The sequence below is a fragment of the Roseibium sp. MMSF_3247 genome, assembly GCF_030733765.1.
Taxonomy (GTDB): Bacteria; Pseudomonadota; Alphaproteobacteria; order Rhizobiales; family Stappiaceae; genus Roseibium.
The window spans coordinates 1-13,581 of the sequence record NZ_JASHII010000019.1; the positions used below are offsets into that span (position 1 = coordinate 1).

Annotated in this window: 12 protein-coding genes; 7 read left to right on the plus strand and 5 right to left on the minus strand. The window is 57.2% G+C overall.

The window, feature by feature from the left end; genetic code table 11:
* Window positions 1-257: 257 nt before the first annotated feature.
* Complete coding sequence (locus RBB44_RS25190) at window positions 258-659, minus strand: response regulator (RefSeq protein WP_306150562.1); 402 nt, start codon at window positions 657-659, stop codon at window positions 258-260.
* Complete coding sequence (locus RBB44_RS25195) at window positions 656-2,629, minus strand: PAS domain S-box protein (protein ID WP_306150563.1); 1,974 nt, start codon at window positions 2,627-2,629, stop codon at window positions 656-658. The genes RBB44_RS25190 and RBB44_RS25195 overlap by 4 nt, the downstream gene beginning before the upstream one ends.
* A gap of 109 nt (window positions 2,630-2,738) precedes the next feature.
* On the opposite strand from RBB44_RS25195, the gene RBB44_RS25200 reads away from it, so the two are divergent.
* The gene (locus RBB44_RS25200) at window positions 2,739-3,152 is read left to right on the plus strand and encodes a response regulator (RefSeq protein WP_306150564.1); all 414 of its coding nucleotides are present in this window, start codon (window positions 2,739-2,741) and stop codon (window positions 3,150-3,152) included.
* Between the two features lie 261 nt (window positions 3,153-3,413).
* Here the strand turns inward: RBB44_RS25200 and RBB44_RS25205 are convergent, their stop codons facing one another.
* Window positions 3,414-4,550 carry a hypothetical protein gene (locus RBB44_RS25205; RefSeq protein WP_306150565.1) on the minus strand — a complete coding sequence of 379 codons (1,137 nt, stop codon included), beginning with the start codon at window positions 4,548-4,550 and terminating at the stop codon, window positions 3,414-3,416.
* Window positions 4,551-4,807: 257 nt separating this feature from the next.
* On the opposite strand from RBB44_RS25205, the gene RBB44_RS25210 reads away from it, so the two are divergent.
* Together RBB44_RS25210 and RBB44_RS25215 are read left to right on the plus strand one after the other, a co-directional pair.
* Window positions 4,808-4,945: a hypothetical protein gene (locus tag RBB44_RS25210; protein WP_306156182.1), complete on the plus strand. Its 138-nt coding sequence runs from the start codon at window positions 4,808-4,810 to the stop codon at window positions 4,943-4,945.
* A gap of 145 nt (window positions 4,946-5,090) precedes the next feature.
* The gene (locus RBB44_RS25215) at window positions 5,091-5,465 is read left to right on the plus strand and encodes a hypothetical protein (RefSeq protein WP_306150566.1); all 375 of its coding nucleotides are present in this window, start codon (window positions 5,091-5,093) and stop codon (window positions 5,463-5,465) included.
* Window positions 5,466-6,011: 546 nt separating this feature from the next.
* On the opposite strand, the gene RBB44_RS25220 is transcribed toward RBB44_RS25215, so the two are convergent.
* Window positions 6,012-7,079, minus strand: a complete 1,068-nt coding sequence (locus RBB44_RS25220; RefSeq protein ID WP_371932358.1) for a serine hydrolase domain-containing protein — start codon at window positions 7,077-7,079, stop codon at window positions 6,012-6,014.
* 317 nt (window positions 7,080-7,396) lie between these two features.
* A complete protein-coding gene (locus tag RBB44_RS25225) occupies window positions 7,397-7,996 on the minus strand; it encodes an alginate export family protein (protein ID WP_306150568.1) in 600 nt (199 codons plus the stop codon).
* Between the two features lie 155 nt (window positions 7,997-8,151).
* Between RBB44_RS25225 and RBB44_RS25230 the strand changes: the two genes are divergently transcribed.
* The 4 genes from RBB44_RS25230 (at window position 8,152) to RBB44_RS25245 (ending at window position 13,241) form a co-directional block, all read left to right on the plus strand.
* Window positions 8,152-8,655, plus strand: coding sequence for a hypothetical protein (locus RBB44_RS25230; protein WP_306150572.1), 504 nt, complete (start codon window positions 8,152-8,154; stop codon window positions 8,653-8,655).
* Window positions 8,656-8,914: 259 nt separating this feature from the next.
* Window positions 8,915-9,580: a hypothetical protein gene (locus RBB44_RS25235; protein ID WP_306150569.1), complete on the plus strand. Its 666-nt coding sequence runs from the start codon at window positions 8,915-8,917 to the stop codon at window positions 9,578-9,580.
* Window positions 9,581-9,605: 25 nt separating this feature from the next.
* Entirely contained in the window at window positions 9,606-11,717 is a 2,112-nt protein-coding gene (locus tag RBB44_RS25240) for a hypothetical protein (protein WP_306150570.1), read from the plus strand.
* Between the two features lie 1,017 nt (window positions 11,718-12,734).
* Window positions 12,735-13,241 (plus strand): CYTH domain-containing protein, encoded by a 507-nt coding sequence (locus RBB44_RS25245; RefSeq protein WP_306150571.1) that lies wholly within the window; start codon window positions 12,735-12,737, stop codon window positions 13,239-13,241.
* Window positions 13,242-13,581 lie beyond the last annotated feature (340 nt).

The window sequence follows — 13,581 nt, forward strand, 5'->3', positions numbered from 1 at the left end:
CTTGCTTGACCTAACGGCAGCTTTTCGACGTTAGTAATCCACCACCTTATGAATAGTTAACGTGGTTTATGAATTCGCCGGGCCGGGTGTTTTTTGAAGGATGTCAGATGGACGTTTTGTCCGTCGATGGCGACGGTCTGACCCTTTGGCGCTTGTTGCCGGCGTTTGCACGCCCGGCCTGTCACCTACCGTCCCATCTGGGCCCAATCTGGCCCCCATCTGGCCCAGTGTGCGGCCTTTTGGACCCAGATGCGCGATCAGGTGACGTGCCTTAAGGCCGGGGGGTTGCCTGCCAAGGCGTCCGCAATTGCGCTTCGGAAGTCGCCGACTGTCACAGCGCCTTTTTCCAACGCCCCGACCGCTCCGTTCGCAATCAGTTGTTTCTCGTAGTCAGGGTTGAGTTCACCGGTGACGACCAGGACCTTTTGGGCCGGAAACCTCCTGACCAGCCGTTGCAGCGTTTCAAGCCCGCGGCTGTCCGGCAGGTTTAGATCCAAAATGACGAGATCTGGCCGTTTCTCGAACACCATCCGCATACAGGTGCTCAAAAGCGGGCAGGTAAAGACGCTCAAAACAAAATCATCATGGGGTGCCAAAAGATTGTGGAAGATCCGGCGATCGTCTTCATCATCTTCAGCCATCACGATTGTCTTGATCATGATGATGCCTCATTGGCGCTGGAGAGGGCGGCCGCAGACGGCTCCGGCTCGAACCCAATTGAAAAACAGGATCCCACGCCCGGATTGCCATCTGCCGTTATCGACCAGCCGTGGCGCTTGCAGATCGTTGCGCAGGTGGCAAGGCCGACGCCCGATCCGGGGAATTCCTTTTGTGTGTGAAGCCGGATGAAGGGGTCGAAGATTTTTTGCAGGTCGTCCTTGTCCAAGCCAATTCCGTTGTCCTCAATGTGCAGACAAGTGCGGCCTGTCTCGTCCGTCCCGGTCGAGACCGTGATGTGACTTTGTCTATCGTTTGACCGGTACTTTGCCGCGTTCGACAGAAGATTGACCAAAAGGATGTCGAGCAAAACGGGATCACAGGTCAGTGTCGTGGGCGTCGTGTCATTGCGAAAGGTCAGCGTGTCCGTTGTCCCGGCCACAGACACCGACTGCCAAGCCTGATCAACGGCCTTGGCCAAGTCGACGAGCGTGGTGACCAGGGGACGGTCCTGCGATTTTGAGAAATTGAGAAGGGCGGTGATCAACGCATTTGCGCGGCCGAGTGCGCGCTCTATGACTTCATTGGCATAGGCGGCCGTTTGCGCGTCATTTTCGTCTCTTGCCTTCAACAGCATCGGCAGGAACGTCTCGATCTTTCGAAGGGGTTCCTTCAAGTCATGGGAGGCCGCATGAGAGAACTTTTCCAGACGGGATTTCACGTCCCTTAATGTGTCGACTGTTTGTTCCAAATCGCGGCGGGATTGATTGCGTTCTGTCACTTCTTCAATGACGGCAAAACTGACCTGATCTTCCGGAGCGTTGCCTGCATGGCCAAAGGTGACAGCAGACAGTTCACCCTCAAATGTCGATCCGTCGCGGCGCTTATACGTGAAAGGGAGCCTGTTACAGCGACCGTCTCTCCAAAATGCAGGAAGCGTGACATCGTGCGCATAGGCCTTGCTTTCTTCAGTCATTACATCGACGTTGCGCAGTGTTAAGGCTTCCTCCCGGGCATACCCGAAAGCCTTGCACCATGCATCATTCACCTGGACCAGCTCACCTTTTCCATTGATGGATTGCATAATTGCCGGTGTCTGGAGATAAAGTTGCTCAAACTTCTGCTTTTCTCGCTCCAGCTCCCGCTCGATCAATTTGAAATCTGTAATGTCGTTGAAGCTGATCACAATGAGATCGGAAGAATGCGGGGTCGCGACAATGTCGTACCAGTTGTCAAGACCGTCATGCTGATAATGCCGGGTTAGCTTCACCGGTTGGCCGCTGTTCAAGGCCTTGCGATAGGCCTCAAACAATCCGTCTTCAAAGTTGCCGGGAAAGGTTTCGCTGAGGTAACGGCCAACCAAAGACTCTTTTAAACGACCCACAAGTTGGCAGGCCGCTGCATTGGCCTCAACCATCTCCAGGTCGATGATCGTTCCGTCGCCGTTGCGGATGGCTTCAAACATCATCAAGCCGTGCTGGACCGTGTCTAGAAGGGTTTTCTGGACGGAGTTCAGATAATCAAGTTGTGTTTCCCGCGACTTTAACGCCGTAATGTCGGTGTGCGCCCCCAGCATCCGGATCGGTTTGCCGGTCTTGTCGCGGATGATCTTGCCGCGGCACCGCACCCAAATCAGATGACCATCCTTGTGACGATAGCGCACCTCCACGTCATAGGGGATTGATGGATTGCTCTCATGCGCCTGAAACGCACGTAACGTTTTCTGCAAATCCTCGGGAAAGATGTTTTCCTGCCACCAAGCGCTGGTGTGCGGGATCTCTGTTTGATCGTAGCCAAAAAGCGTTTTAAAGCGTGGGCTCAGCCATTCGTGGTCCGGATACTCCAGATCCCAATACCAGAGGCCGTCGAGCGAGCCTTCTTCCAGGAAGTTGATGATCTCAGGATCGGAATGAACACGGTCATAAAATTCGGTTTCGAGGTAGTGCTCCGAAGGTTTCAAATCCGGCTGCATGAACGTCTCCAAATCATCTTCAGCGGCAGGGTATATTTTTGACGATTGACGTTGCGTTAATCCAAAGGCCTTAATGAAAACGTCATGGCGAGAAACAACGGACCACGCGATGCAGCGCATGAACGTCCTGATTGTCGATGATGACGAAGATGATGTGTTCCTCATGTGCCACGCGATTGATTCTCGCGCCGGGGAGTATCCCTTTGAGATTTTCCGGACCGTTGCCCATGACGGGGTGGCCGGCATCGAAATGGCCAAGGCTCTCGTTGGCACCGATGCCGCACCGGACCTCATATTGCTTGATTTGAACATGCCCCGGCTAGATGGGCTCGGTGTCTTGGCGACAGTCAGAGAAACGCCAGAACTGCGGCACCTTCCTATCGTCGTAATCACGACAGCGTCGGATCCGGACATCCATGACAAGGCGATGGCCTTGGGCGCGAACGCGGTGGTCACCAAACCAAGGTCGGCCGCAGCCTTCGACCGGATCATCGATGCGGTCTTCGATACCTGGCTGGTTTGAGTGACCCAATCGTGTGCAACGATCGGATCCTCGTACGTCCTGCAGCCCCGTTGGCTGCAGCAAGCGTAACAGCTTCTTTGGGGCGTTGGGCCTGGTTTCGGACACAGGACAGCTGGAAGGATGGCGTTGCCGAACGCCCGGGAGGGGAGGGGGATCCCGCTACGGTTAACCGCTGCTCAGTGACGAGTGCTCCAGATCACGAAAGACGGGTCTCACTCGGTTTATCAACCCATACCCCACGCCATCTGGAGGTGCGTCTGCTCAGCCAAAGAAGATGAGGTTCTGGAGATCGGCCTGCACGTTGCCCATGGTGGATTTGATCGAGCGGGTTTCCGATTTCAGGACATTTGTCGAGGCCTTGATGCTGTCGGTCTCGCAGGCGAGCGTCGTGATGTCGTTTTTAAGGGCCGCCAGTTTTGCATCCACGGACACAGCGCCAAACACTGTTTCGTTCAGATTGATTTCCTTGCCGGTCAAACTGATGTCGAACGCGGTGATGCCAACGTCAAAGAGGCCGATGTTGATGTCGAGCGCTGTTGCGATGTTGAGCGAGGCAGCAGCCCGGTAGGAAAAGCCCGCGCCGAAATAAAACTCCAGGAACGTGCCGCGGAAGATCGAGGTGTTGTGGCCCCAGATGTCCTCGAAATTGTCGGCGCGCATGATGGTCGAATTGTCTTCCGTGATGTCCGCCGTGCTGGTGCCGTTGACCTGCAGGTAGAGCGACTTTCCCTCAATATAGACATCGGACTTGCCCTCATCGGCGATGATTTCAATCCCGTTCTCGCCGGAACTGTTGACGCCTCGCGTGGTGTAATTGTCATTGCTGGCGACACCGGAACGCAGGCTGATCTTCTTCTTGGCCTTGACGGTGAACTTGTCCCCGGACGTGTTGTCGATCGCGCCATTGACCGTCACAAGCGCCATGTTCTGATCACTTTGGATGTGGATCTGTTCGGCCGCATGCACATAGACCTTTTCCCCGGAGCGCAGGAGAATGCGCCCGTCGCAGGCCAGCAAGATCCCTTGCCGTTTGGTGACGTCGCCGTTTTCGCCCGTTGTCTGCTTGCCCGGTGCGTTGAGGTGTGCCTCGGCGCTTGTCTCATCGGAAATATGCTGCGCCGGATAGACGTCGGATTGGACCGTTGCCAAGACCCCCGCGCTGTGTCCGGCCCCAGTATCTGCCGGCTCTTCCAGATCCGAGTATCCGCCCAGCCGCAACACCGCGCCCAGACCCATATCATCGGCGATTGTTGCGTCGGAGCCAAAGTCTGCCGGAACATAAAAATAGGTGTAGGTGTTCTGGTGATGGGTCCCGGAGCCCTGTGGTTTGACGTTTTTCTTCTCGGGCGTGCCGATGACTTCACGGATCCTGGAGATTTCATCTGCCGTCAAGCTCATGGTTGTCTGCCCTCTTTGAAAAAAACTTGAAAGTTCCCTTGCGGTAGATCCTATCCTTCTTGAGCCGGGAAACAATGTTTTGTTTCATAAGACTGAAATAATTGCCTTTGCTCCGTGGTCTGTAAGCTCCGCACTGTCCTTCCGGCCGGGGGGCTATCTGGACCCAAAGGCGGCTCCCTCAGAGGCCGAAGGGGTGGGATGTTGCAGGCGGTTTGGTTTGCTTCGGGACCGGTGCGCTCTGTCGCCAGGTGCATGAGATGCCGGAGGTCATCGGCGCAGAACATCCGGAGGGGCGGGGCCTTTATCGCAGCTCTGGAAACGAGTGGATCCCCGATCAGGTCGGGGATGACAGCGGAATTGGGAGCGGGGTTTGGCTTTCCAACTTCGACTGCTGACCTGTCGTGACCCAGTGCTCAGGTTCTTGGTAAATAATTGGTTTTTTTGGAATTTGGGGATCGCGAATAATGCTGATCGCGGTGTCCCCAACTTGTGCCCTCAAGGGTCTGGCTTGTAGCCTTAAGGAAACGAATGAGGCGGTCGATGGTTGTTCATTACATTCCAAAACACAACAGGCAGAAACTCTTGAGTGCGAACGTCCTTCTCATCTCTGCCGGGTTGGTGCTCATCATTGGTGCAATGGTTGGGCTCTATCAGGCCGTGTCGGCCAACAGCAGAGAAGCCGAACTTGATCGCAAGGCGTTCGAAGCCGGGGCTTCAACGTCCCGCTTGACTGATCTTTACATCGCTGATGGCAGTCGCCTGGAAAAATGGGTGCTTGATGCGGACACCGGCCGGCGCAAGTTTGCCGGTCACACGGATTGGAGCGCCTTTACCGACGACGGCCGCCGCCAACCCTCCGATAAGGAAGCACCAGACGGTTTTAAATGGATCGACAAGCTGACCAATCCGGAGTGAGGCAGCGCCGGCGCTGTTGAGACACCGCGGGCCCCCTCTCAACCGCTCTCGTCAAAGCCTGCGAGGTGCCGCAAACCAAAGCCATCGCTCAAAAGTGTTGTCCTGCCGTTGCGAAAAACAGGCTGCTGAGCCGGTCTGCAGATGACGGAAAAACTGTCCCCGTCAGCATCGCGTGCATATTTCATGAAAGACTGCCCGGCGGACGCGTGCCCTGATGTCAAAAAACAGATGCCCTCGTCAATCACGCGAAAAGCAACGGGCGTGGTTGCGTCGCCAGATTTCTCGGCGGGGCCTTTTTCGCGGCTCTGGAAATGAATGGATCCCCGATCCGGTCGGGGATGACATCAGAAGGGGCGGGGCTTTCCCTCGTGGGGGCCTCATCGTCACTGGACGCCGGACGTGCCCGCGCATCGGCTCAACCGGGATGTCCGATTTGCTGATCACAAGGCCAAACCCGTCCGTCGCCGTCCGGCCCCCCAAAACCGGTCATTGGACGGAAGCCCGATGACTGTCTTGTTTGGTCGGAACTGGCTTTTTTAGGGTCAATCAGTCTGCGAGACTCATCAGGTATTCCGCCACTGCTTGGAACGCGGGCAATGATGTTGGATCGATGTATCCGTTCTTGGCTTGTGGGTGGGATGCGAAACGCACCAAAACCATCTCTGCTGTCGGATCTACGTAGATGGTTTGTCCGTGGACGCCACGGGCAGCAAAGGCACCATGATCGTTGTGCAGAACCCACCATTGACTTCGGTAGCTGGCACCCGGAAGGGTTGGAAACCCTGCGAATTTATCCCGATGCCCCCCAGACCGTATGTTTCGAACAGTTTGCTCCGGAAACACTTGCTCACCGCCAACCTTGCCGCCGTTCAGCATCATCGCGCCCAGTCGCCCGAGGTCTCGAAGACCTGCACTTAAGCCTCCCCCGGCGAACGGTACGCCATTTCCGTCTACCGTTTGGTAGGCAGATTGCTCTGCGCCCATCGGGATCCACAGACGTTCGGAAGCAAGGTCGGTAACCGCCTTTCCAGAGACACGGCTGATAATCCATCCCAGCATGTCCGAATTGATGGTCTTGTAGTGAAACGCATCCCCGTGGTTGCCCTCTGGTTCGACTTCTTGAAGGTATTCCCAATAGCCGTTCGGCCCAATATACCCGTCCGGTTTTGGGAGAGGACTTGCGGCTTGAGAATATTTCCAGATATCGGCATCCGGGTCCGCGTAGTCTTCGGAGTAGGCGACGCCTGTCGTCATGTCCATAACTTCACGCACCGTGGCATTGGCAAAAGCACTCCCACCGATTTCCGGAATAATCTCTGATACAAGTGCGTTCTCATCCAACGCACCTTCAACAACCAAAATCTCTGCGAGCAGGCCGGTAATTGACTTGGTCATAGACATGGCAGCATGCTTGCCGTCTTCATTTAAGCAGCCAAAATAGCGTTCATAGACGACCTTCCCCTTATGCAAGATCAGAAGACCGTCCGTGTAATTTGCGAAGAGAGACTGCTCCCAGGTCATTTCTTCTGAACTGCCAATCGGCAGAAACGTCAAGCCGTCAATTGCAATCCGGAGTTCTGCAAATTCGTGCGCTGGGGCGTAGGTCAGCGGCAACGGCGCCTTCAATCCCCGGCTGATTTCTTCTGTCGGCAGAAACTCACGGAGGTGACAGACCGACCAGCGCAGTTTGGGGAAGCTGAAATAAACGGAATCCGGTTGTGTAATGAGCTTGTCAGCGGGCGGAGGAAAGCCCTCCATCCATCGCAACACGCGCGGATCGGATTGTTGCGCGCTTAAAGGCTCTCTCATTTCTGCCAAAGCAGTGTTTATCGGCGCGGATACTGAGACACTCACCAATAGCGAGAAAAAGATTATCTGTAGCGACTGCATCTTAATCGTGTCTCCTTGCCCTTGGATTGAAAGCACCGTGGTCAGTAATTGATTACAAGGTTCAGAAAGCCACCGTACCATACAGGCAGGTCCCGGTTGGCAGCCAGATCAAGCCCTTTGCCCGGGAAAGAAGCGCTCAGTCCAGCGGTAAGAAACGCATTTCGGTTAAAGCCGTGACTAAATTCCAGAAAGAAATCGTCAGCGAGATGGTGGTCGGTGACCCCAGCCACGATATTATCTCCCCCGGCGATTTCAAATCGGGTCGCCTGTCCAAACTGGATCGGGCTGCGCAATTCATTGGCGCGAATGTGCGCATATCTGAGAGTAATCGAGTTTTTCTTCGTCGGTTTGATATTGAAGGCGATTGCGTGGGCCTGGACGTTTGAATTGATGAAGGTCATCGACGATTTGGAGCCAGTCGCCCAGCTGCTGGGAGAGCCGTCATAATAAAGCGGATCGAAACGTTCTTGTTGCGAGGTCGCCGGATCATCACCCGAAAAGGTTTTGTAGGTATAGGTCAAAGACGGCAACCAGGAATGTTCCGACCAAATATGTCCGGCCTGCAACCGACCGCCCCAAGCAAACATATCGATTGTTTCATTCCATTCGGCGGCGCTGTTGTCACTAGCGAGAATGGTCACGATTTGTGCCAGGCAGAACGGTCACAACAGGGACGTGAAACGGGCATAGCAGAAGTAAGGCTGACCGCCCGCAGACCCCACATATCGAAGGGCAGGGAAGCCTTGCGGGCGAGGGCACATTGATCACCCACCAACTTACGCGTAGCCTTCCATTCATGGATCCGACAATCGCTCTCCACAAACCCATAGATCCTTGCGAACACTCTCCCCTGATCCGGGGTCTGGTCCTGTCGCTAAATTATGCGGTTGAACACGGCGGTATCGGCCTGACCCAAACCGGGGCGATGAACCGCAAATTCGTGACCGTTGCTCGTGCATATAGGGACGACTCAGAGTCGTTCATTTTTGAGCCGCGTCCGCGTTTCAAGCCCGGCCAGGGGGATCCCCCGTCTTCCAGCGTTTTTTGCACTCGCGGGCAGGCATTTTCGTTGGGTTTAAGCTGCGCGGGCTCGGTTTTTTGTGCGCGTGAAAAACGGCAGGGCATCGGCGCCGAACATCCGGAGGGGGAGGGCGGGGCCTTTCTCGCAGCTCTGGAAACGAGTGGATCCCCGATCAAGTCGGGGATGACATCAGAGGGGGTGGCCGGGGTGTGGCTCGCCAACTTCGACGGGCGTGCCGCGCAGGTATCAGCAGGCCGTGATTGGGATGTCGCCGGTTGATGCTCTCGGCCCTAAACGGTCATTGATGTCGAGAGCAGCAAAGGACTGCTTCGAGCTCTTCCCGGACGTTGGGCACTAAACTCGAGACATGGCAATTTCTGGACCTTCGCTGCATGGCGAACCAAGAGCCGTTTTGAGGACACTGTGCAACACACCGCTGACTATCCACCGCACTCGGCTTTGACATGACGCAAGGCAAAATAAGGCGGAATTTGTAAGCCTTTTGCAAGGCATGAATTGCTTAAGGGTTTTCAAGAACATGAATATCTTCAGGCTGTTTCTGGCTCTTGCGGCCGCACTTGTCCTGGCGGCGCCGCCCGCGTCCGCGCAGGACGAGAAGTATCCGGCGAACAAGTTTGATCCACATGCGGTCGACAAATACCGGGAGTTCCTGCACAACAACGAGAAGCTGGCCGCCGCCAAGTACGACGAGGCCGTGAAGCTGGTACAATACCTGAACGAGATCCGGGTTCCCATGTACCAGTGGAACCACCAGGTCAACATCCTGAAGTTCGAAGGTGTTTTTCTGAACAACCCGACCTGCCGCAGCACGGGTGGCGGCTATGGCCCCGTAATGCGCGTGACGCCCGGGCACCAATTTCCCATGCAGGCCATCGACGTCTATTTCTTCGGCATTTTTTCCGGGATGATCAACTTTTCCGGCGGTGGCGTGCTGGAGTCGCCCCAAATCGGCGGCAATCTCTTCGCGGGCAAGATCCGCGGCGGGGAAAGCTTCTGCTACGCGAACACGACCCTCGGGCTGTGGTCCCACACGACCCGCAGCGAATATCTCATACCCCAGGCCGGCAAGCCCGCGATCATGGGCAACGCGATCTTCTTCGTCATCGCCGACGACTTCGGCAAGGCGCCGGAAGGCGCCCACGCCAGATTCCTCGAACTGTTCGACGCGCTGCTCACCCTGTGAGCGTCCGTAAAAAAGGACCCGGCACATGCCTCTCATCGTCCGCGCCCTCGCAGGGCTTTTCCTGTCTCTCTTTCTTGTCGCACCGGCAATGTCGGAGCAGATCCTTTTGAACATCCGGCCGACGTCGGGCGTCGGCCCGCTGTCCCTCGGGATGGCGATGGAGGATGTCAGGAAGCAGCTCGGCCAGCCTGACGAGGAGCTTTCCGACGGGAAAGTCCTGGGCGCGATCGCGGATCCGTCGAAATCCTTCTACAGCCTGGTCCGCTTCGACACGGAGTGGGGCTACACCGGGTCCGGCGCGCCGTTCTACAAGGTGCTGTTCAACAAGGGAAAACTGGTTTTCATCCTGAGCACCTACAAACGTATGGGGTCCTTCAAACTGGCGAAAAAAGGCCGGGCTCTGCCGCCCCTGACCAAGGCGATGGTCGAGGATGTATTCGGCGCCCCCTCGGAAGTAAAGCGATATGGCAAGTTCAAACACATGATATATCTGAGCGCGGACGGCAGTGGCATGGGCTTTGCCCACGCCGGCCCCGGCGAAGACCCGGTCGGCATGCTGATGTTCGCCGGACCGTCAAGCCAGGCGCAGACGAACGTCGCGCAAGCATCCACCAGCCCGACACCCGCGAGCCCGGCACTACAACCCGCCCCTGCCCTGCAGCCTTGTCTCGCCAGGGGTGAGACGGTCGAGGACGCGCGCGCCTATGTGGAGCGTTTCTACCGCTGCGACAGCCTCGCAGACGTTGGAGACCTCGCCCTTTCCGATGAGCTCGCCCGGCTCTGGAAGAGCGCGGTGGACAGCGGCCTGATCGACCAGCCGTTCACCATCATGGGCAACGACTACGAGATCACCGGCCTTTCGGTCGTGGAACACGCGCTCGATGCCTACAACCCGCGTTCGATCGAGCAGACCATTCGGGTAACCTTTCGGAACTTCGGCGAACAGCAGACGATCGACTGGGTGTTCCAGGACGACCTGAGCGACCGTGAGCCGATGACACTGGTCGATATCCGCGGCGTCAGCCCGGCCGCCTATGGCCTGCTCGACAGCCTTCGATCCGTCCTGCCGCACTTAAGCGCCGCGGCGGTAACGGCCCCGCAAACGGCGGGTGTGCCCATACCCTCCCCGCGTCCGCAAGGCGCACCGGCTTCCATGGAGGCCGTGCCCGTGGTTACCGGCCAGCCGGTCACGGGCCAGCAAGTCACCGCGCCGTCCGTCACGCCCCCGTCTTCTGCCGGGCCCGCCGGGCCCGATGTCACCCGCCAGTACATGGCGCTGATGAAAAGCGGCATCGCGCCGGACCTCCGCTATGCGATCCGCCTGGACGCCGGGCGCTGGCTGACCACCTCGCCGGACTGGGAGACGCCCATGCCCGTCACCGTTGATGCGGCCAAGGGCACGATCCTGATCCTCGACGAGGGCACCGGCGGCGGGTCCTTCGAAACCCAGGTTGCCCTGTGGCCCGGGTCCGGCGGTACACCGCTCCTCGGCATTGCCGAAACCGCGATGATCCAGCCCGGACAAGAATCGTCTCGCGTGCGCTTCTTCGAGCCGATTGCCGGAAAATGGACCGAGCAGACCGGCTACGTCTGGCCGGACATCTCGCTCGCTGACTTCATGCCCGGCGAAATGACAATCGCTGACCTGCGCGATCTCAAGGCCATCGGTTCTTCAGTCCAAGTCCGCTTTCCCCAAGGCGGCAAGGACGCCGAGGCCAGCCTGATGGTGCCGCAAGAGACGGTCCAGGCGGTCTGCGAGGGGGAAGACTGGTTCGTTCCTGCCGACAAGGGACCATACCTGCGCTATTGCGAGCGCATCGCCGAAGGCCTTTTCAGGTCACTTCTGCTGAAGTGGTCTTCCGACAAAGGCCGGTTCCAGAAAGGCACGCCAATTAAAAGGGTCCAAAAGCCCAAAATCTGTGACCAGACCGGAACCCTTATCCAGGAGAAAGAGGGGGCAAAACAAGCCGCCACGATCTTTGAGTTCGACTGCGGCGGCACTAAAACCCTGATCTACCAGTATCGTGATACAAGCTCTTTCCGCGTCCTTCAGCCGCCTAACTGGGCCCGCCCGATTGGCGATTTCAAGACGTACAGCGAAGCGCTTGCTGCAGCTGTGGCAGCCGGAGGAGGCTGAAGCCTCGGTCCTTCAAGATCCACGTGCGTCAGATGGTCGATATCTCGTCAAACGGGATTACCGGCGCATGCCGGGTCTCATTAGCCGGCAGCGCGACCCGTAGTCCATTCGATGCAACCAAGCCCAATACCCAATCAGGGCCGTAATTACCATTCGGTCAAAGATCCGAAAGGGTCCGTAGAGGGGACATTGATTTAATCTGCAGCGAAGGTCCGCAACCCGCCCATTCGGGCCATTGCTCTGCCACGCATCAACGCCCTAAGCGGGTGCGTTCTTGAGCTGTGACCGGGTTTCAAGCCCAGCCAGGGTGATCCCCCGTCTTCCAGCATTTTTTCACCCGCGGGCGGGCATTTTCGTTGGGTTCAGGCTGCGCGGGCTCGGTTTTTGAGGCGCAGGACAAACGGCAGGTCATCGTCGCCGGATGACTGGACGGGGAGGGTAGGGCCTTTATCGAAGCTCTGGAAACGAGTGGATCCCCGATCAAGTCGGGGATGACATCAGAAGGGAGGCGGGCTTTTATTGCCTGAATGCGCGGGCGTGTGGCGTGAACATGGGCCGTGATCTCTGCGGATCCTCAGCCGTCCTTCAACACCTTTTACACCCGTGCGCGGGCAGTTGTCCCGGATGCGGGATGGGTAGGTTCGGGCTGTGAGGCGCAGGACACCTGAAAGGTTGGCGGTGTCTGGAGGGCGAGGGTGGAGCCGTTATCGCAGCTCTGGAAATGAATGGATCCCCGCACAAGGCGGGGATGACATGAGTGGGCGAGGCCGGGGCTTGGCTCGCCAACTTCGACGGGAGGGGGACGTGGGCTGCGGACAGAGCGCTGGTGCCGTCTGGGCCGACGGTGTTGTGGGATTGCCGGGGCCTTCAAAGGTCTTGGGGAGGGGGGTAACGCCGCCTTCTGGACGGTTTTCCTGCTTGCCGCAGATGCTTGATGCTTGACCAGGCGTTTCTCTTTTTGGACGATGGGTTTCCAGATGGTCTTTCTGCCGGTTTGTTCAAAGGCGGGGGTGCGGTTTGGCAAAGGAAATCGAGCGCAAATTTCTGATTGTTTCGGACGACTGGCGTGCATTGGTGACCCGAAAGGTCGAGATCGAGGACGGCATACTGGCCGTCCACGAAGGCCGGAAAATTAGGGTGAGACTCTGCGATCAAAAAGCCGCGCTGACTGTGAAGGGCCCGCGAACTGGTGTTGTCCGGGATGAATTTGAATATGAGATACCGTTACAAGACGGACGGGATCTGATCAGCAAGCACCGGGTTGGAGAAATTCTGAGAAAGACGCGTTATTTCGTGCCGGCTGACGACGGGTTATGGTCTATCGACGAGTATCACGGGGCACTGACCGGCCTGTTTTTCGCCGAGATAGAACTTGCAACTGAAGATACAAAAATCATCAAGCCGACGTGGGTCGGACGGGAAATCACAGGCCGCAAAGACTACAGCCAGATGAGCCTGATAACAAAAATCCGCGATGACGGTCGGATGGACCAGAGGTTTGGTTCAGATATTCGTTCCGACTAGCACGCTGCGTGGGTCTTTAGGCCCGCGCGTGCAAGAGACAGATCGTCGTGGAGCCGCTTTTGCTTCAAGCGCAGACAGCGATCTATCCGGGCGGGGCATCAGGATCAGCGGGCCGTGCGTGCGACGCCGTCGAATGGCGCTCTTTGACTTGAGCCGACGTTGTCCGTAGGCGCAATCAAGGTCTGCTTTAGCCGAGAACGAACGTCAGGTGCCTGGTTGTCTTCCATTACGTAGCCCGGCAATTTCCAGCTACATGCACTGAGCTAGAGCCCATCCACTTTATGATGGTTCATACCCCGCTGCGGCAAAATAGTTTGCGCATTCTTGTGGTTTGAACTGG